The following is an 18,132-nucleotide window of genomic DNA, read 5'->3' as shown; positions in this document are numbered from 1 at the left end:
CAGCAGCACGCTCACAGCACTCATGCTCACGCACGACGGGACGTTCCGCCCGAGGTGAGGTTCTACCAGTGGCGACACTTGGGACACAACGCCGGGTACCGAAATGTCCTCAAGACGCAACCCTGAGCGGCCACCGCCAACCTGACACCAAGTCAAAATGGACAACACGGGAAGGAGAGACAAAGTACTGGTTCAGTGACCACTCCCGCCATATTCGAGATGACGCCGGAGCTCGATGCGCACCATGACACCCGCCCACCTGTATCACTGAGAGCAGGGGGCGGCGTTGACTGTGTCCGGCGCCTCACTAGACTTGCCGCGTCAAGGGCCCGCCGGTCGCCCCTCACCATCTACCGCTCGAGCGCGGGCGCTCCGAACCGACGCCTCGTCAGAAACACCCCGGAGAAAACCATGAATAAATCGGTGCGACCGCCCGCCTCCTGGCCATCCGAGCGGGTCACCGGGACGGGGTTCGCCGATCGCGGTGACGATATCGGGGAGCCCGATTTCGAGGCGATTCAGCAGAGCCCGGAGTTCAAACTTCTCCGCAGGAGACTGCTCTGGTTCATCTTTCCGATGAGCGCCTTCTTCTTGTGCTGGTACATGACCTTCGTGCTCTTCTCGGCCTATGCCCACGACTTCATGAGCCGCAAGCTGTTCGGCGCGGTCAACACCGGCACCGTCTTCGGCCTGCTGCAGTTCGTAACGACGATGGCGATCGTCCTGACGTACCGGCGCTTCGCGCGCAAGAAACTTGACCCGCAGGTGGACACGATCCACGAGCTGGCGGGAGTCGGCAAGGAATGACATTGCAGATCGCAGCCCGCACGACCGGCAGCCCGATAATCAACCTGAGCGTCTTCTTCGCTTTCGTCATCATCACGCTGTTCGTCGTCTACAAGGCCACCAACAGAAACTCGACGACCTCCGACTACTACGCCGCGGGCAGCGCCTTCACCGGGGTCCAGAACGGCATCGCCCTGTCCGGCGACTTCCTCTCCGCGGCCTCGTTCCTCGGCATCTCGGGGGCGATTGCCGTCCACGGCTACGACGGGTTCCTCTACTCCGTGGGGTGGCTCGTGGCGTGGCTGGTCGCGCTCCTCCTCGTCGGGGAGCGGCTGCGCAACACCGGGCGGTTCACGGTCGGCGATGTGATGGCCTACCGCATGAAGCAGCGCCCGGTGCGCGCGGCGGCGGCCAACTCCACCCTGGTGATCACGTTCTTCTACATGCTCGCCCAGATGGCCGGCGCGGGTGGCCTGATCGCCCTGCTGCTCAATGTGCAGAGCAAGGGCGGGCAGGCCCTCATCATCACCGGCGTCGGCCTCGTCATGGTCTTCTACGTCCTGGTGGGCGGCATGAAGGGCACGACCTGGGTGCAGATCATCAAGGCGGGCCTGCTGCTGATCTGCGTGACCTTCATGAGCGTGTTCCTGCTCGGCAAGTTCGGGTTCAGCTTCTCGGCGATCCTCGACCAGGCGGCGCAGAACAGCCCGCTGGGCGGGGAGCTGCTCAACCCCGGTGGCTGGTACGGCGAGAACGCGATGACCAAGCTCGACTTCGTCTCGCTCTCCCTCTCGCTGGTCCTCGGCATCTCCAGCCTGCCGCACGTGCTGATGCGCTTCTACACCGTGCCCGACGCCAAGGAGGCCCGGCGTTCGGTGGTCTGGTGCTCCTGGTCGATGTTCATCTTCTACCTGTCGATCCTGATCGTCGGGTACGGCGCCACCGCGCTGGTCGGCTCGGACCGGATCGTCAACGCCCCGGGCGGCGAGAACTCCGCCGCTCCCCTGCTCGCCTTCGAGATCGGCGGCGCGATGCTGCTGGGCGTCGTCTCCGCGGTGGCCTTCGCGACGATCCTGGCGGTGGTGGCCGGGCTGACCCTGGCCGCCTCGGCCTCGTTCGCCCATGACGTGTACGCCAACGTGATCCGCAACGGCAAGGCCGACCCGCGCTCGGAGATCCGGGTCGCGCGGCTGACGGCGCTCGTGATCGGTTTCATGGCCATCCTCGGCGGTATCGTCACCAACGGCCAGAACGTGGCCTTCCTGGTGTCGTTGGCCCTGGCGCTCGCCGCCTCCGCCAATCTGCCGACGATCCTCTACACGCTGTTCTGGAAGCGGTTCAACACGACCGGGACGCTGTGGAGCATCTACGGCGGTCTGGGGTCCGGCCTGGTGCTCATCATCTTCTCGCCGGCGATCTCGGGCAGCTCCACGTCCGTCATCAAGGGCATGGACTTCCACTGGTTCCCCCTCACCAACCCCGGCCTGGTGTCGATTCCGCTCTCCTTCCTCTGCGGATTCCTCGGCACGCTCTTCAGCAAGGAGTCCTCGGACTCCAAGAAGCAGGCGGAGATGGAAGTCCGGTCGCTGACCGGCATCGGCTCCAAGGCGTAAGCCAGGCGGCCCCGCTCGGGGGCCGCCTACGGCTGGCGGACGCTGCCGGGGGTGGGCAGGGCGCTCCCCTGGCGCTCCGACGGCTCGGCCCGCGCCGAGGAGCTCGGTGCCACAGGCCGCCCGCGCTGGGGGACGTCCCCGCTGTCCCGGGGACCCGCCGTCTCGCCTCGGGGCCCGCGCGCGGTGCGCTGGCTGGGGGTCTTGGACGGCGTCGACGGGGTGGGCGACGCCGAGGGACGATCGGCGGGCGCCGACGGGAGCGGAGGCGCCGTACGGCCCGTCGCGGGCGGCGGGGCGAGCGGCACCGTCGGGCGCGCGGGTGTCCCGGGCGCCGTCAGACGCAGCGGCAGCGCGATGAGGGCGGCGACGGCGCAGGACACGCCGACCCCGGCCGCGGTGCGCAGCAGCCGGCGGCGGGCCGCGGCGCGGCGGATCGCCTCGTACCGGCCGGGGGGCGGGCCGAGGTAGTCGGAGGTGGGCCGCAGGATCACCGCGAGGGGGTCGTCGGGTTCGCGCTCCGGGCCGTCGTCAAAGTGTGGGGTCAAGGCTTCTCCTCAGGTGGACGCGGAGCAGTTCTCTGGCCGCGTGGAGGTCGGCCTTGACGGTTCCTTCCTTGCGTCCGGTCAGTACGGACACCTCCCGGATCGGCATGTCAGCGTAGTAGTGCAGCAGGATCGGAACGCGCAGTCGTTCCGGCAGCGACTGTACGAGCAGGCGTACCGACGGGTCGGACTGTTCGGCGTGCGGGCGGAGGGCGGCTTCGGAGGTGACCCGGCGCATGGCCTTGCGTTCGCGCTCCATCTTGCGCCAGTGGTCCCGGACGAGATTGGCCGCGGTGACGTAGAGGAAGCCACGGGGCTCCTCCACGGACGTCCAGCGGGCCCAGAGCCGGGTGAACGCCTCGGAGGCGATCTCATGGGCCGTCTCGTCGTCGTCGACGAGCCGGCGGCACCAGCCGGCGAGGCGTGGATAGAGGGCGGCGAACAGCTCGGACGCCGCCCTGTCACGGGACCGTTTCAACGCACTCCATGGTCGTGATGGCACTCGGAGGGGAAGACCCCGGGCCGCCGGTGTGGGTTCCGTGGGCCCGGGATCCAGGGGTGGGTCAGGAGCCGGCGGAGGTGAGTGCGGCGAAGGCGATCACGTTGTCGAGGTAGCCGTCGCCGGAGCGCGGGCCGCCACAGGTGATCAGCCGCAACTCCGGTCGGTCCACGTCCCCGTAGACGTCGTCCGCCGGGAAGTCCGCCTTGGCCACCGTCCGTACGGCGGTGATGGCGAACTCCGCCGACGTGCCGTTCTCCAGGCGCGCCACGACCCGGTCGCCCCGGCGCAGCCGCGCGAGGTGCCGGAAGACCCCGTCACCGTAGGCGCCGACCGTGACATGGCCGAGGACGACCGACGGGCCGACCTGCCCCGGTGTCGGCGAGTGCCGGTACCAGCCCGCCTGGTCGTGCTCCGTGACCGGCGGCACCCGCACACTTCCGTCCGGCGCCAGCCCCAGCCGCATGACCGGGGTGTCGACGCCGATGGCCGGGATCCGCAGCCGGACCGGGACCGAACGCCCCAGGGGACGCGCCGCCTTCACGGGGGCCGGGGAAGGCGGTGGCGTCCTCCCGGAACCTGGTCCGGCCGTGGTCTGCCGGGCCGGGTGGCCGCCGCAGCCCACGAGCAGCGAGGCCATGGCCGCCGTGGCGAACGCGCGCCTGGAGAACGGGGTCATGCCCCGGTCGCCCGCCGGCGACGGACGACGAAGACCGCCGCGCCGCCCGCGACGAGCGCCGCGGCGGCGCCCCCGCCGATCAGTTCGCCCTCGGTCCCGGAGCCGGAGGACGTGGCCGTCACCCCGGTGTTGGGCGCGCCCCTCGGGATGACGCCGACCTGGCCGCGGTCCCGCGTCTTGGTCGGCTCCTGGCTCGGGGCCGGGGTGGCGGCGCCCGGCCGGGTCCGCTGCTGGCTCGGGACCGGGCTGGCGGCCGGGCCGCGGGTGGGCTCCGCGCTCTGGGCGGGGGTCGCGGCGGACGAGGGGTCGCGGGGGGCCGGGGTCTTCTCGTCGGCGAACGCGGGCGCGGTGCTCACCAGGACGGCGGCGCACGCGAGTGTCATCGCGCTGAGGACAGTTCGGCGCATGAATCGCTCTCTTTCGTCGGTCCGCCCGCTGTGCGGCGGGCGGGTTACGGATCGAGCGGAGAGACGAGGCAGCGGCGCGGCGCGTTGTAAAGAGCTGGCAAAGTGTGTCGACCGGCCCTGTTCGGGCTGAACGACGGGCTGACCTCCGGGCTGAACGCCACAGTGGGTTCCGGGCGGAAAAACGTCCAGGCCGGCCCGTGCGGGCCGGCCTGGACGTCGTGCTCAGATGTGTCAGACGAGGTCGAACCGGTCGAGGTTGGAGACCTTGACCCAGGCGGCGACGAAGTCCTTCACGAACTTCTCCTTCGCGTCATCGCTCGCGTAGACCTCGGCGAGCGCCCGCAGCTCGGAGTTGGAGCCGAAGACCAGGTCGGCCCGGGTTCCGGTCCACTTGACCGCACCGGTGACGCCGTCGCGGCCCTCGAAGGTGCTCTGGTCCTCCGAGGTGGCCTTCCACGTCGTGCCCATGTCGAGCAGATTGACGAAGAAGTCGTTGGTCAGCACCCCGGGCGTCTCGGTGAGAACACCGTCCGCCGACTGCTGGTAGTTTGCGCCCAGCACCCGCAGGCCGCCGACGAGGACGGTCATCTCCGGAGCGCTCAGGGTCAGCAGGTTGGCCCGGTCGAGCAGCAGGTACTCGGCCGGCAGCCGGTTGCCCTTGCCGACGTAGTTGCGGAACCCGTCGGAGGTCGGCTCCAGCGCGACGAAGGACTCCGCGTCGGTCTGCTCCTCGGTCGCGTCGACACGGCCCGGGGTGAAGGGCACCTCGATGTCGTATCCGGCGTCCTTGGCGGCCTTCTCCACGGCGGCCGCACCGCCGAGGACGATCAGGTCGGCCAGCGACACCTTCTTCGCCCCGGAACCGGCGTTGAACTCCTGCTGAACGCCCTCGAGGGCGCGCAGCACGGTGGCGAGCTCACCGGGCTCGTTGACCTCCCAGTCGCGCTGCGGCTCGAGGCGGATGCGCGCGCCGTTGGCGCCGCCGCGCTTGTCGCTGCCGCGGTAGGTCGAGGCCGACGCCCACGCCGTGGAGACCAGCTGGGCGACGCTCAGGCCCGCGTCCAGGAGCTTGGCCTTGAGGGCCGTGATGTCCGCGGCGTCGATGACCTCGCCCTCGGCCTCCGGCAGCGGGTCCTGCCACAGCAGGGTCTCCGCCGGGACCTCCGGGCCCAGGTACAGCGACTTGGGGCCCATGTCGCGGTGGGTCAGCTTGAACCAGGCTCGGGCGAAGGCGTCCGCGAACTGGTCGGGGTTCTCGTAGAAGCGGCGGGAGATCGGCTCGTAGACCGGGTCGAAGCGCAGCGCCAGGTCGGTGGTGAGCATGTTCGGGGCGATCTTCTTCGAGGAGTCGTGGGCGTGCGGCACCGTGCCCTCGCCCGCGCCGTCCTTCGGCCGCCACTGGTGGGCGCCGGCCGGGCTCTTGGTCAGCTCCCACTCGTAGCCGAAGAGGTTCTCGAAGAAGTTGTTGCTCCACTGGGTGGGCGTGGTGGTCCAGGTGACCTCGAGGCCCGAGGTGATGGCGTCCGCGCCCTTGCCGGTGCCGTAGGTGTTCCGCCAGCCCAGGCCCTGCTCCTCGATGGTGGCGGCCTCGGGGTCCGCGCCGACGTGGTCGGCCGGGCCCGCGCCGTGGGTCTTGCCGAAGGTGTGGCCGCCCGCGATCAGCGCGACCGTCTCCTCGTCGTTCATCGCCATCCGGCGGAACGTCTCACGGATGTCGCGGGCCGCCGCGATCGGGTCCGGGTTTCCGTTCGGGCCCTCCGGGTTGACGTAGATCAGACCCATCTGCACGGCGCCGAGCGGGTTCTCCAGCTCCCGGTCGCCGGTGTAGCGCTCGTCCCCGAGCCAGGTGCTCTCCGGGCCCCAGTACACGTCCTCCTCGGACTCCCAGACGTCCTCGCGCCCGCCGCCGAAGCCGAAGGTGGTGAAGCCCATCGACTCCAGGGCGACATTGCCGGTGAGGATCATCAGGTCGGCCCAGGACAGGGCCTGGCCGTACTTCTTCTTCACGGGCCACAGCAGACGGCGCGCCTTGTCCAGGTTGCCGTTGTCCGGCCAGCTGTTGAGCGGGGCGAAGCGCTGCTGACCGGCGCCCGCGCCACCCCGGCCGTCGCTGATCCGGTAGGTGCCCGCGCTGTGCCACGCCATACGGATCATGAACGGGCCGTAGTGGCCGAAGTCCGCCGGCCACCAGTCCTGCGAGGTCGTCAGCACCTCGGCGATGTCCTGCTTCACCGCGGCGAGGTCAAGCCCCTGGAACGCCTCCGCGTAGTCGAACTCCTCGTCCAGGGGGTTCGCCACGGCCGGGTTCTTGGCAAGGATCTTCAGATTGAGCCGCTCCGGCCACCACTGACGGTTGCCGCCCCCCTGAGTCGGATGCGGAGCGCGCTCGTGCGCGACCGGGCAGCCCCCCGCCTCCTCCGTCTTCGCGTCTACGACGATTGCCTCATGGTTCTCGGACATGGGAATCCTTCCAAGCTGGGCGGATCATGGTGCTCAGGAACTCGTGGCGGTGGAACAGTCGGAGCACAGGCCCCAGTAGATGACCTCGGCCTCGTCGATCGAGAAGCCGTGGTCGTCGGACGCGGTCAGGCAGGGCGCCTCACCGGCGGCACAGTCGACGTCGGCGACGGCACCACACGACCGGCACACGACGTGGTGGTGGTTGTCGCCGACGCGTCCTTCGAACCGGACGGGGTTGCCGGCCGGCTCGATGCGGCGTACGAGGCCCGCCGCGGTCATCGCGTGGAGGGCCTCGTACACGGCCTGAAGGGAGATGTGGCCGACGCGATCGCGTACTCCGGAGGCGATCGCCTCGACACCGAGGTGGTCGCCGTCCCGGACGGTTTCGAGCAGCGCGACACGGGCGGCCGTCACCCGCAGGCCGGCACCGCGCAGCTCCTCGGCAGTGGTCGGAGTCTGGGATGCGGTCATGGCGCTAGAACCTACCCGCATAAACGCGAACGCTACAAGGAAACGAGGCGTTAAAGTCTGCCGCAACGCGGAAAAGTTTGCCCGATTTTCGGGCACTTTCTCCTTGCGAGCCCTCAGAGGCGCTTGGCGCTGCGGAAGAGCCCGGCGTAGAAGCCGTTGCCGTCGATACGGGAGACACCGCCGTTGTCGCCCATGGTGGGGCCGTTCTGCTCCTTGCGGCTGGAGACGAAGACCCGGTGACCGTCGGTGTCCAGCCCCAGGTAGAGCGCGACATGGTCCATATGGTTGCCGGTGCGGTGATCCATCTTGAAGAACAGCAGGTCACCGGGTTGCAGAACGTCGATATTGGTGGGCCGGGTGTACCAGGGGGCGGGGCCCCGCATCGTGATGACGTCGACACCGGTCTTGGAGCGGGCCATGCCGTCGGCGGTGCGCGGCAGACCGTCGCCGAGGGCGTTGGTCGCCATCAGGGGGTAGCGGGCGCGGTAGCCCATCACCATGCGGATGAAGCCGGAGCAGTCCAGCGCCCGGTAGCGGTCCTGGCGCGGGGCCAGCGTGGTGCCGTTGCGGAAGGTGTAGGAGATGCCGAGGTAGTCGTAGAAGTCGTTCTGCTCCAGACGGTCCACGCCGTCCGCCTTGAACGGTCCGAAGACCGCGTCGCCCGCGTACGGGATGCCCCGGGCGTCCTTCTTGACCGGCGCGCCCTGCACATACTGGAAGGCGATCGCGAAGAGGTCCTCCTTCTTGCTGCCGTAGTTCTCCTTGAACCAGCTCTTGAACCACTGCTCCTTCTCGGCGCCCGCGGTCCACGGCTCCGGCATCAGCCGCACCCAGTCCTCGGTGATCACCTTGGACTTGGTGTTCGCGGGCTCGCTGAAGGTGCGCGAAGGACCACGCAGGGTGGCGGTGCGGGCGCGGTCGGTGAAGGTGGCGAGGATCTGGCCGTTCTCACCGCGCAGGATGGTGCGCTCGGGGTTCTTCAGCCGCTCCCAGGTCTGCTTGCCGCTCTGCCGGCCGGTGCCGCCTTCCAGGGTCAGCTCGTCGATGACCGCCTGGGTGGCGGGCGTCTTGGCCTGCTCGTCCTTTCTGAGCTCCACGGTCAGATAGCCGCTGGCGCCGAGCAGCGCCAGCACGGCGACGGCGTGCAGGACGGGACGTTTCTTCTTGGGTGGCATGGGATCGGCTCCGGTCGTGGGTCAGGCGGACGGCATGACGCCGAGGAGGATTCCGGCGGTGAGGACGACATAGGCCATCAGCGTCACCGACCCGGTGGACAGCAGGGTGGCCCCCCTGGGCTGGCGGACCAGCTGGTAGGCGATGAGCCCGGGGACGATGAAGCCGAGGGTCTGGTTCGCGTACATCAGCGGGAACTCCAGCGACAGGATGATCATCACGGTCGCCTGGAGCGTCACCCCGAGCAGCACGACCGCGGCGAACAGCCGCTTGCCGTAGAGGATCACGAACTTCTGCATCAGCAGTGTGCCCACATAGGTGAGCACGGTCACGCCGACCACCATCGCGGCCCGCTGCAGATCCTCGACGAGGGTCAGCGCCAGCCAGCCCGGGGTGATCATGCCGCCGGGCGAGAGGTTGGTGGTCAGATAGCAGACCAGGGAGAAGAGCAGCCCGATCGCGATGCCGATGGCGGCGATCTCGGGGGTGAGGACGGCGGGGATCAACGGTGCTGCTCTCCTGGGTTCTGCCCCTGCTGGGAGTCGTCGGCGGGCGGGGCGGGCGGGACACGCGGCTCGAACAGGCCGCGGGGCTGCGGGGATTCGGGGGTGGGGATCACCGCGGGCCAGGGCTCCCGGGAGCCCTGGTCGTGGGTCTGCCGCGGATACGGCCGCTCGGAGCCGCGCTGATGCGGTACGTGCGCCTGGGGCGCGTACCGGCTCTCGTACGCCTCCGGGTACCGCTGGTAGGGGTCCAGGCGGGGCGCGTAGAGCTGCATCGTGTCCACGTGCTCGACATGGCGCTCATCGGCCTCCGGAGCCGGCGGGGCCGCCGGTGCGTCCTCGTCGCTGTCGTCGGCCGGCAGCTCCGCGAGGTGCTCCAGGAGGTGCTCGCCCTGGCCGTGGATGTTGCCGATGGCGACGAGCGATGCGAGGGGGGCGTCGGGACTGAGCCGGCCGAGCAGCTCGGCCATGAACTCCTCGGGGTCCCGGCGGTCGCCGCCGAGGTCCACCGCGCGGCCCCGGTACTCGGCCGGGATGGCGTCGATGGCGGACTTGGCCGGATGCCCGATGACGAAGACCTGCTCGGGGTCGAGGTCGGGGATGATCTCGCCCATCTGGCCATTGCGCTCGACGCGGTCGGGGCGGCAGTTGATGACGACGTTGAGCGGGCGGTGGATGGCGCCGAGGTCGAGCAGCTGGTTGATGTTCATCAGCGTCGACTCGGGGTCGTTGGCCGCGAAGACGTTGGCGAAGCGCAGCTTCTTGCCGTCCTCGGTGGTATACCGCTCGACGGAGAGGACACCGGGGTCCGGCGGGGCGTCGTACATGCCCTGCAGGGCGGTCTCGCGGTCGACGCCCACCAGCTCGGCGACGGTGAGCGCGATGGCCACGTTCTCCTTGAAGGTGAACCAGCTGAAGCCGCGCAGCTCCTCGTCGCTGACCGTCTTGGGGTCGGCGTAGATCAACTGGCAGTTCCGGGCGTCCGCCTCCTCCTGGAGGATGTCGAAACGGTCCTGCTCGGCGGTGACGCAGATGCCGTTCTCGGGCATGGACCGGCACAGCGAGCGCGCCACGTCGTCCAGCGTCGGGCCCATTTCGGCCAGGTGGTCCTCGCGGACGTTGCACAGCACGCCGATCGTGGAGCGGATCAGCTTGGACTGGTTGATCTCCTGGAGCGCTGGCATGACCGCCATGCACTCGATGACGAGCGCCTCCGGGTTGTAGGCGGCGGCGCGGCGCACGATACCGATCTGCTCGACGACGTTGGCGATGCCGAACTTGCGGTAGACGGGCTCCTCGGTGGCGTCGGGGTGGATGAAGCGGGCCGCCGTACCGGTGGTCTTGGCGACGGTGGTCAGACCGCCGCCGCGCAGGGCGCCCGCGCACAGCCGGGTGATGGAGGACTTGCCGCGGATGCCGTTGACCAGGACCCGAGTGGGGATCATGTCGAGGTTGGTCTGGTGCCGCCGCTGTTCGACGATGCCGGCGATCAGCAGGACGGCCTCGCACACCACGAGCACGGTGTAGAGGAAGAGCACGGTGAGAGCCTCAGTTCCTTCCGACTCCGGCGGGGGTCCGGCTGCCGCCGTCCCGTTTGCGGGGCTGCCCCTGGAGCTGCTGCCGGATCAGCTCCAGACTGCGGACGACGGCGCCGACCTCGTCGTGGTGGCGCGGGAACAGCACGGTCTTGCGGTCGCCGGCGGCGAGCGCCTCGGCCTGCCCGGCCAGAGCGCGCAGGGGCCGTACGACGACGATGTGCAGCCAGCCCAGGCAGGCGGCCGCGGCGGTCAGCCCCAGCAGTCCGGCCAGTACGGTCCGGTTCTGCAGGCTGTACTCCGGGATCGCCAGGCTGGATGCGGGCTGCCAGCTGGCCAGGGACCACTGGAGCGACTTGGCCGCGCCGCCGCCGCCGAACGGCGCGACGGCCGCGACCCGCACCGTGCCGCCGCGCTGGACGGTGGCGTGCGCCTTCTTGGTGGCGAGCAGCGAGTTCAGGTACGAGGGCGCCTTCTCGAAGGCGATGTAACCGGAGTCGCCGCCGATGACCCGGCCCTTGGCGTCCACGACGCGGACCTCGCCCATGCCCTGGCGGCCCAGCAGCGCGTTGACGAACTCGATGCGGAACTCACCGACGACGGCGGCGCCGCCCCGGCCGGGTGCCTGGGCGGTGGCGGTGACGACGGGCTTCTTGCCGCCCTCGCCGGTCACCTCGAGTGCCTGCTTGGAGGGGGCCTTGCCGTCCTTGTGGTGCGGGGAGTGGCCGGCCCGCGCGAGGATCTCGCCGTCGGCGCCGAGGACGTACACCGACTCATAGCGGTCGTGGTCCTGCATGGTGCGCTCCAGCACCTTCTTCATGTCCTCGGGCGTGGTGCGGTCCCCGATCAGGGCGGCGACCGCGGACAGATCCGCGTGGCCCTCGTTGAGCGCACGGCGGACCCGGTCGCTGAGCGTGATGGTGCGGGAGTTCTGGTCGTGGACGATCTGGACCGGGACCTTGACGGCCGAGTCGGCGCGGTTGAGCAGCAGCATCAGCGGGACCGACCAGACCAGCAGCAGGACGGCGCAGACGGCGAGCAGGGCGCGGGCGCCCAGTCCCTTGCGCACGGCCGGGCCCGGGGCGTCCGCGGGCTCGCCCTGGAGTTGCCGGCGCAGCCGCTCCAGGGCGGCGCCCATCCGGGCGGCCTCGCCGGCCCTCGGCACGCTCACCGGACGGGCCAGATCGCCGCGGGTGAGGCGGCGGCTCTCCAGGAACAGCCGGATCAGCGGGCGCTGCACGGTGCCCAGCAACACGATCACCGCGAGCCCGCCGATGACCAGCAGGGCGCCGGCGGCGGCCACGCCGAAGGCGGGGCGGGTGATCTGGGAGACCTTGGCGGAGACATCGACCTCGGTGACGACGGTCAGGCCGAGGCTGCTGGCGGTGGTGGCGCCACCGGCCTGAGGGGCGGCGAGCGTGGCGTAGCCGCCGACGGTGCGGACCTCCTTGGCGGCGCCCCCGGTGAGGTGGCCGCTGACGCCCGTGTAGCCGCCCGCGCCGGGCTCCTTGGCCTTGACGGGGTGCTGCCGGCCCTTGCGGGCGGCGGTCTTGGCGAACGAGGTGAGCTGCTTCCTCGCCCGCTCGCTGTCCAGGGCGCCGTGACTGGAGAGCAGATGGCCGGTGGAGTCGACGACCCCGATGGCGCGGCCCGGGCCGAGGTCGACACCGGGGAAGCTGAGAGTGCTGGAGGCGACGAGCAGCTGCTGCGGCCGGCCCTCCCAGGACAGCAGGGCGACGATGATCAGCCGGGTCTGGCCGTTCTCCAGGCGCACCATGCGCGGGTCCAGCCCGTCGCTGCGGGAGAGCTTGGTGAGATCGATCGCGGTCAGCGGGACGTTCTCGCCGCGGGCGGCGAGCATCTTGCCCGATTTGATCTCGATGACGGCGGTGCCGCGCCACTTCTGGTAGACGTTGCCGACCTTGTCCAGGACGGTGTCGGCGGAGACCGGTCGGCCCTCGTCGAAGAGGGTCGCGGTGCTGGTGAGATCGGTGACCGACTCGTCCAGTGACGCCCGCAGCGCGATGGCGCCGTCTTCGGCGACGTACTGCTGTGAGGTCAGGACCGCCTTGGGGACCAAGGCGTTGTCCGGTTTGCCCAGAGTGAGGGCGGTGATTCCCGCGAGGGAGAGGAGCAGAACCGACAGCACCGCTATGGGCGGCCGAATACCCCCCACAAGCGACATGTCGGCCCTTCGGCGGACCTTGTGCCGCCGCTTCGAGCGCGAAGCGGCCACGGATGGGCTCCTCTCATGCAACTCACACCACACAGAGCGCACTCGAGTGCGATCCGGACCGTCAGACAGCCAGACGGATCAAAGGGTTGCACATCTTAGAGAAATAACGAGAAAACCAGTTTGGCTATGACTAAGGCTGGGCAAACCACGGTCTCCCGTTCTTTGCCGATCGTTCATCTCTGCGCCACCCTTCGCCCGCTCCATCCCGATATGCCCGCGTAAAAGGGGACGCTACGATGAGACGGTCATGGCGGAGATACGAGCGAAGTCGATCACTGTGGCGGCTGTCACGGTCGCGTTCGGACTGCTCCTGGCGGCATTGAGCGCGCATACGATCGGCCGGTCGGGCGGGGACCCCTCCTCGGACGGTGCGGATGCCCCCGAGGTCCCGCTGGAGCGCAGGATCACCGACTTCACGGCCGGGATCGGCCCCGACTCCGGCTACCGGGAGCCGCGCCGCGCCGAACGCCGGGCCGTCGCCGACGCGGTGGGCCTGATCCTCGACGGACACCCGGACCGCGCCCGCCCGCCGCTCGCCGACGCCGGTTTCCGGCTCCGCACCCTCGCCGACACCGGCACCGGCCGCCGCTACGCCGAACTGTCCGACCGCACCGAGCACGGACCCGCTCCGCGCGGCTGGGGCCGGGTCTACGTGGATCTCTCCGCGCCCGCCCGCTGGTCGGTCCAGGTGCCGCATCCGGTCTCCGACGCGGACACCGAACGGCTCGGGGCGCGCGTACTCCTGGGCTCCCCCGGCGGCGTCCTGGTGCTCGCGGGCGCCCACCGCAGAGCCGGGGAGGACGATGCCGCGGACGCGGCCCACCGTACGGACTCCGTCTTCGACGCGGTCTGCGACGAGCTCGCCCGGCGCGGTCTGCCCGGCGTCCAGGTCCACGGTTTCGCCGACGACTCGGCGCCGGGCCGGGACGCCGTCGCCTCCACCGGCGCGGGTTCGGCGGGCCGCGCGGACGCCCGCCGCCTCGCGGCCGCGCTGACCGCACGGCACCTCACCGTCTGCCGCGCCTGGGTCCGCGGCTGCCCCCTGGAGGGCCGCGACAACGTCCAGGGCCGCAGGGCCGCCGCCGGCCATGTGCCGTTCCTGCACGTCGAGTTCGCACGGTCGGTGCGCGCGAGCGACACGGGGATCCGGCATGCGGCGGCGGCCATCGACACGGTGACCTCGCGGTGGGCGAAGGGCCAAGGACAGCCGAGCGCGGGCCGGCTCTCACCCGCGGCCCGGCTCCGGCCCTCGGCATCGCTCTCGCCCGCGGCCTAGCTCTCGCTCGCGGCCACGGTGAACGCGCTCTTCACCGTCTGCGTCACCGCGTTGCCGCCCGCGTCGGTCCCGGTGACGCGCAGGGACGCGTCCCGGCCCGCCGCCGAGTCCGGAATGGTCCAGTCCGCGCGGAACCGGCCCTTGCCGAGCGCGGTGATGGACGCCGCTGTCCACCGCTCGCCGTCGTCGAAGGACACCTCGACCCTCGCCTTGGTGACCGCGGGCGGGGCCACCACGCCCGGTACATGCCCGAAGCCGACGACGAGACGGCCGTCACCGGCCGGGCTCGTACCGTCCAGCCCGGCGTCCAGCCGGTAGTGCGGAACGACGACCGGCAGCGCCGAGCACTCGGCGGGCCCCTCGTACTCGCCCGCCTCCGACACACATGTCCAGTTGTCCGGCACGGTCTGGCCGCCGGAGTGCCCCGAGGCGAAGGTCCACTCGGTGTGCGTGGTCAGCGACTGGCGGAACTCGCCGTTGGTCCTGGTCTGGTCGTACACCACCGTGTACGGCGCCTGCTCGGGCGGCACGGTCAGCACACCGCCGGGGACGCCGTCGCCCTCGTACAGGGTCGTGTCACCGGATACCACCGCGAAGTGCGAGGAGGTGATGTCGGACGGGACCGCGAGGACGTGGTGTCCGGCGGAGTCCGTGACCGTGGCCGTGCCCAGGGAGAAGGTGAGCGCGTCGCCCTTGCGGCACGCCGAGCAGTACCACGTCGCGTCCGCGGCGGCGCCCCGCGCGGGCTCGGTGAAGCCCGGGACCAGGGGGCCGCGCAGCCAGTCGACCGTGGTGGTCCGGCCGGGCACGAGGGGCTGCTCCTGGGAAACGAAGCGCCGCTCCCCGGCCTTGAGCCAGTCCGTGTAGGAGGCACCGGCGGAGCCGCCGACGTACTCGGTCCGCCGCGCCGGGGTCTTGAACGGCTCGGACAGCGCCTCGCCGCTGGTCTCGTACGGCAGGTACATCAGGCGCGCGACCTCTTGGGCGCGACCCGGCGTATCGCTGTGGTAGTTGGTGCGCACCGTGGCCAGTTGGCGGGCGGTGACCTTGTAGTGCTGGTTCTTCGCGATCGTGCCGGCGGGGTTGGCCAGCTTGAGGTCGTAGGAGTAGGGCGTGGCCGCATCCGCGGGCGCCTTGCGGTGGGTGTACACGTTGAAGCGCAGGTCGCCGGTGGTGACGGGGCGGCCGGAGGGCTGCACCTGGACGGGCGAGCCGCCGGAGACGCCGACGCCGCCGTTGACCGCCACCGCGCCCTTCGCGTCCTGGCGCAGGTAGTGGAGGATCAGCTGGTGGTCCTCGGCCGGCCTCGGGGTCGAGAAGGTGACCCGCTCGGTCGCCTTGCGCAGGTCGAGCACGGCCTCGGTGCCGGTGCCGCTGTCGGGGACGGTGAACTCGGCGGTGGCCATGCGTACACCGGCCGGCTCACCGGCGCTGTCGAAGGCCGGGGCGGAGACCATGGCGGTGTAGTGGCCCGCGGGGACCTCGACCCGCGTCTCGCCGTCGACGGCATCCAGGAACGGCTCCTGGTAGAGGGCGGCGTCGTCGGCGTTGGCCAGGGCGAACGACGTGGTGCCCGGGAGGGGTTCGCCGTCCGTACCGAGCACGGTGACCTTCACCGTGTGGTCCGCCCGCGCCGACGGGCGCGGGGCCTCCCGTAAGCCGTCGGCGGCGACCGCCGGTGCGACGGAGCTGACGCCACCGAACAGCGGGCCCTCGCCCACGGATCCCTTCGCCGCCTCGGCGCCGATCTGCCGCGCCAGCGCCGCGCCGAACGCGGGGCCCGAGGGCGGTGCCGTGGCACCCTCGGCGGCCTCGACCCGCACCGGGGTGGTGGTCACACCCGCCTCGGCGAGGGCGGAGACGTTGAACAGCGCGGGGTCCAGGGTGCGGCCCAGATACGGCAGCGCGGTCAGCGGAATGACGAAGACATCGTTGTCCAACCGCCGGGTGACATAGTCCGCCTCGGCACCCGGACGCGGCGCCACGACAACGCTCCCGTCCGCGCGGAGCGTGACCCGCTCGCCGGTGACCAGGGTGACGGTGTGGGCCGTCGTCTCGGGTGCGACCGGCACGGCGGACGCGTCCGGGGCGGCACCTGACATCGGGGCGGGGGCGGCCAGAGCGCCGGGCGCGGGGCCCGCCGCCAGCCCGAGGGCGGCCAGGACACAGCCGGACACGAGGGCGCGGGCGCCGCGCGCTCCGGTGCGGCGCACTGCGGTCTGTCTGATCCGTCGGTACGACATGAGGCGGATCCTTCCTTGACGGTGGATCAACGTGACGGGGGCAGCATGAAGGGGACGACGGCGGGGCAAAGCGACGGGGGATCAGTGGGCACTTTTACGTCCCACAGGTTCGCCACCGGAAGAGATCACTGCCAGGTACGCACCAAAGGTGGCCGAAAAGCGCCGCTTTGAGGCGTTAACCGAGCGCGCGAAGCGCGGGGCGAGGGCCGGGCCACCCCCCGGTACTGGAGCGGCCACAGTGAATTCGGCCCCCATCCCCGCGGTATTCACCGATCCGCCACGGCAATGGGAAATGATCTTTCCCCTCTCCCAGGCAGGAGGGGCCGGTTACCGCGGAAAGACCCCATGCGGAGGAGCCACGCTTAGCCATCCCTGGCCCCTCACGACGCCTTCCCCGCGGGGCCGCACCCTCCGTTCGCTCGTGACCGGCTCGCCTTTCCCGTGGCCGGGCTGCTGGCGCTCACCGCGGGAGGGCATCCACTGCTCCTCTTCGACGGGGTCACCACGCTCGAAGGCAAGACCGGAGGATCCGGCCGAGGGGCCGCGGGTCCGTGTCCTGTGCGCGACGGACGGGCTGCGCAACGACGACAGCCACGAGGGCACGTTCCCGGCGCGCTGCCTGGGCAAGGTGCGCGACTGGAACCCCGGGACCGGTGAGCTGACCATCGAGGCCATCGCGATCTTCAGCTGAAGTGCCACGCACCCCGGGGGTCTTCAGCGCCCGCGGGGTGTTCAGTGCACCCGGGGGTCTTCAGCGCCCGGGATGTTCAGCGCCCCCGGGATGCGTTCAGCCGAGCAGGAGGCTCCGCCGCCACAGGGGGCGCTGGAGCGCGGTGATCAGTCCGGCGTCGGTGAGGAAGGCGACCAGGCGCTCGCCCGCCCAGCGCATGGTCCGCCGGAAGTGCGGATTGGCGCGGGCCTCCCGGGCGGCGCGGCGCGGGTCGAGGCCCACGGCCCGGTAGATCGGGGCGTTGGTGTACGTGCTCATGGCCAGCATCGCGCACCAGGCGGTGAGCTGCCGGTGGAACTCCAGCACGGCACCCGGCCTGCCGCGCGTGGCGTCCAGGAGTTCGGAGTGGGCGAAGCGGATGTGCCGCGACTCCTCCATCACATGCAGGCGCGACACCTGCCGTACGAGGGGCTGCACCCGCTCGTCGCCCATGGCCTCCCGCTGGAAACGGTCGTAGACCTCCTCGATCAGCAGCGCGGCCGCGAACAGGCTCGCGCCGCGCAGCCGCGGGAGCACCGCCCGGCCCAGGTGCCGGACGAGGGCGGGCGGCCGGTAGGCCGGGCAGCCGAGGGTGCCGAGGGCCCGGCCGAACATGGCGACGTGGCGCGTCTCGTCGGCCACCTCGCTCAGCGCGTAGTGGGTGCGTGGCGACGCCGGATCGCGGGCGGTCAGCTGGCCGGTGAGCATCTGCATCAAGGTCAGCTCGAACCAGGTGGCCATGCTGATCATGTTGGCCCACTCGCTGCGGGAGAGCGCGAGGCGCCGTTCCTCGCTCAGCCGGTGCCAGGTGGGGGTGGCGTACAGCGACATCCGCTCGGGCTGGAGATACCAGTGACCGGGCTCGGGCGGGGCGTCCCAGTCGATGGCGAGGACGGGGTCGTAGGTGTGCTTGGCCGCGGTGCGCAGCAGGCGTTTGGCCACCTCGGCCGGTGTCTGGCGTGGGGTGCCCGTCGGGGCGGGCGCGGACCGGTCCCGTGGC

At 70.8% G+C, this 18,132-nt stretch carries 16 protein-coding genes; 4 read left to right on the top strand and 12 right to left on the bottom strand.

Annotated elements, in window-relative coordinates:
- Positions 1-411: 411 nt before the first annotated feature.
- Together AS97_RS38330 and AS97_RS38325 are read left to right on the top strand one after the other, a co-directional pair.
- On the top strand, positions 412-807 hold the full coding sequence (locus tag AS97_RS38330) for a DUF485 domain-containing protein (protein ID WP_210566510.1): 396 nt from the start codon (positions 412-414) through the stop codon (positions 805-807).
- Positions 804-2,399 carry a cation acetate symporter gene (locus AS97_RS38325; protein ID WP_059143299.1) on the top strand — a complete coding sequence of 532 codons (1,596 nt, stop codon included), beginning with the start codon at positions 804-806 and terminating at the stop codon, positions 2,397-2,399. Before AS97_RS38330 ends, AS97_RS38325 begins: the two co-directional genes overlap by 4 nt.
- Positions 2,400-2,425: 26 nt before the next feature.
- Here the strand turns inward: AS97_RS38325 and AS97_RS38320 are convergent, their stop codons facing one another.
- The 10 genes from AS97_RS38320 to AS97_RS38275 all read right to left on the bottom strand — a co-directional run bounded on the left by AS97_RS38320 (position 2,426) and on the right by AS97_RS38275 (position 12,853).
- Entirely contained in the window at positions 2,426-2,944 is a 519-nt protein-coding gene (locus tag AS97_RS38320) for a hypothetical protein (protein ID WP_059143300.1), read from the bottom strand.
- Positions 2,928-3,419, bottom strand: coding sequence for an RNA polymerase sigma factor (locus AS97_RS38315; protein ID WP_059143301.1), 492 nt, complete (start codon positions 3,417-3,419; stop codon positions 2,928-2,930). The genes AS97_RS38320 and AS97_RS38315 overlap by 17 nt, the downstream gene beginning before the upstream one ends.
- A gap of 85 nt (positions 3,420-3,504) precedes the next feature.
- Positions 3,505-4,119, bottom strand: coding sequence for a class F sortase (locus AS97_RS38310; protein ID WP_059143302.1), 615 nt, complete (start codon positions 4,117-4,119; stop codon positions 3,505-3,507).
- The gene (locus AS97_RS38305; RefSeq protein WP_059143303.1) at positions 4,116-4,526 is read right to left on the bottom strand and encodes a hypothetical protein; all 411 of its coding nucleotides are present in this window, start codon (positions 4,524-4,526) and stop codon (positions 4,116-4,118) included. Before AS97_RS38305 ends, AS97_RS38310 begins: the two co-directional genes overlap by 4 nt.
- 231 nt (positions 4,527-4,757) lie before the next feature.
- Positions 4,758-6,986 (bottom strand): catalase/peroxidase HPI, encoded by a 2,229-nt coding sequence (katG, locus tag AS97_RS38300; RefSeq protein ID WP_059143304.1) that lies wholly within the window; start codon positions 6,984-6,986, stop codon positions 4,758-4,760.
- A gap of 33 nt (positions 6,987-7,019) precedes the next feature.
- Positions 7,020-7,457 (bottom strand): Fur family transcriptional regulator, encoded by a 438-nt coding sequence (locus AS97_RS38295; protein WP_059143305.1) that lies wholly within the window; start codon positions 7,455-7,457, stop codon positions 7,020-7,022.
- A 113-nt stretch (positions 7,458-7,570) separates the two neighbouring features.
- Positions 7,571-8,632: an NlpC/P60 family protein gene (locus tag AS97_RS38290; protein ID WP_086710795.1), complete on the bottom strand. Its 1,062-nt coding sequence runs from the start codon at positions 8,630-8,632 to the stop codon at positions 7,571-7,573.
- 21 nt (positions 8,633-8,653) lie between these two features.
- Positions 8,654-9,136 (bottom strand): poly-gamma-glutamate biosynthesis protein PgsC/CapC, encoded by a 483-nt coding sequence (locus AS97_RS38285; protein WP_014056460.1) that lies wholly within the window; start codon positions 9,134-9,136, stop codon positions 8,654-8,656.
- Positions 9,133-10,671 carry a poly-gamma-glutamate synthase PgsB gene (gene pgsB / locus AS97_RS38280; protein WP_210566509.1) on the bottom strand — a complete coding sequence of 513 codons (1,539 nt, stop codon included), beginning with the start codon at positions 10,669-10,671 and terminating at the stop codon, positions 9,133-9,135. Before pgsB ends, AS97_RS38285 begins: the two co-directional genes overlap by 4 nt.
- Before the next feature lie 10 nt (positions 10,672-10,681).
- Positions 10,682-12,853: a HAMP domain-containing protein gene (locus AS97_RS38275; RefSeq protein ID WP_210567375.1), complete on the bottom strand. Its 2,172-nt coding sequence runs from the start codon at positions 12,851-12,853 to the stop codon at positions 10,682-10,684.
- 298 nt (positions 12,854-13,151) lie between these two features.
- Between AS97_RS38275 and AS97_RS38270 the strand changes: the two genes are divergently transcribed.
- Entirely contained in the window at positions 13,152-14,180 is a 1,029-nt protein-coding gene (locus AS97_RS38270) for a hypothetical protein (protein ID WP_210566508.1), read from the top strand.
- Here the strand turns inward: AS97_RS38270 and AS97_RS38265 are convergent.
- Entirely contained in the window at positions 14,177-16,423 is a 2,247-nt protein-coding gene (locus AS97_RS38265; protein ID WP_210566507.1) for a hypothetical protein, read from the bottom strand. The genes AS97_RS38270 and AS97_RS38265 overlap by 4 nt on opposite strands.
- Positions 16,424-16,844: 421 nt before the next feature.
- Here AS97_RS38265 and AS97_RS38260 point away from each other — a divergent pair, with 421 nt between their 5' ends.
- Positions 16,845-17,114, top strand: a complete 270-nt coding sequence (locus AS97_RS38260) for a hypothetical protein (RefSeq protein ID WP_210566506.1) — start codon at positions 16,845-16,847, stop codon at positions 17,112-17,114.
- A 96-nt stretch (positions 17,115-17,210) separates the two neighbouring features.
- Here AS97_RS38260 and AS97_RS38255 read toward each other — a convergent pair whose 3' ends face one another.
- Complete coding sequence (locus tag AS97_RS38255; protein ID WP_210566505.1) at positions 17,211-18,074, bottom strand: diiron oxygenase; 864 nt, start codon at positions 18,072-18,074, stop codon at positions 17,211-17,213.
- Positions 18,075-18,132 lie beyond the last annotated feature (58 nt).

Origin of the sequence: Streptomyces sp. AgN23, assembly GCF_001598115.1 — a bacterium.
GTDB classification, from domain to species: domain Bacteria; phylum Actinomycetota; class Actinomycetes; order Streptomycetales; family Streptomycetaceae; genus Streptomyces; species Streptomyces antimycoticus.
Note: the sequence above shows the minus strand (reverse complement) of the source record. Positions and strands in the feature narration are given on the sequence as shown.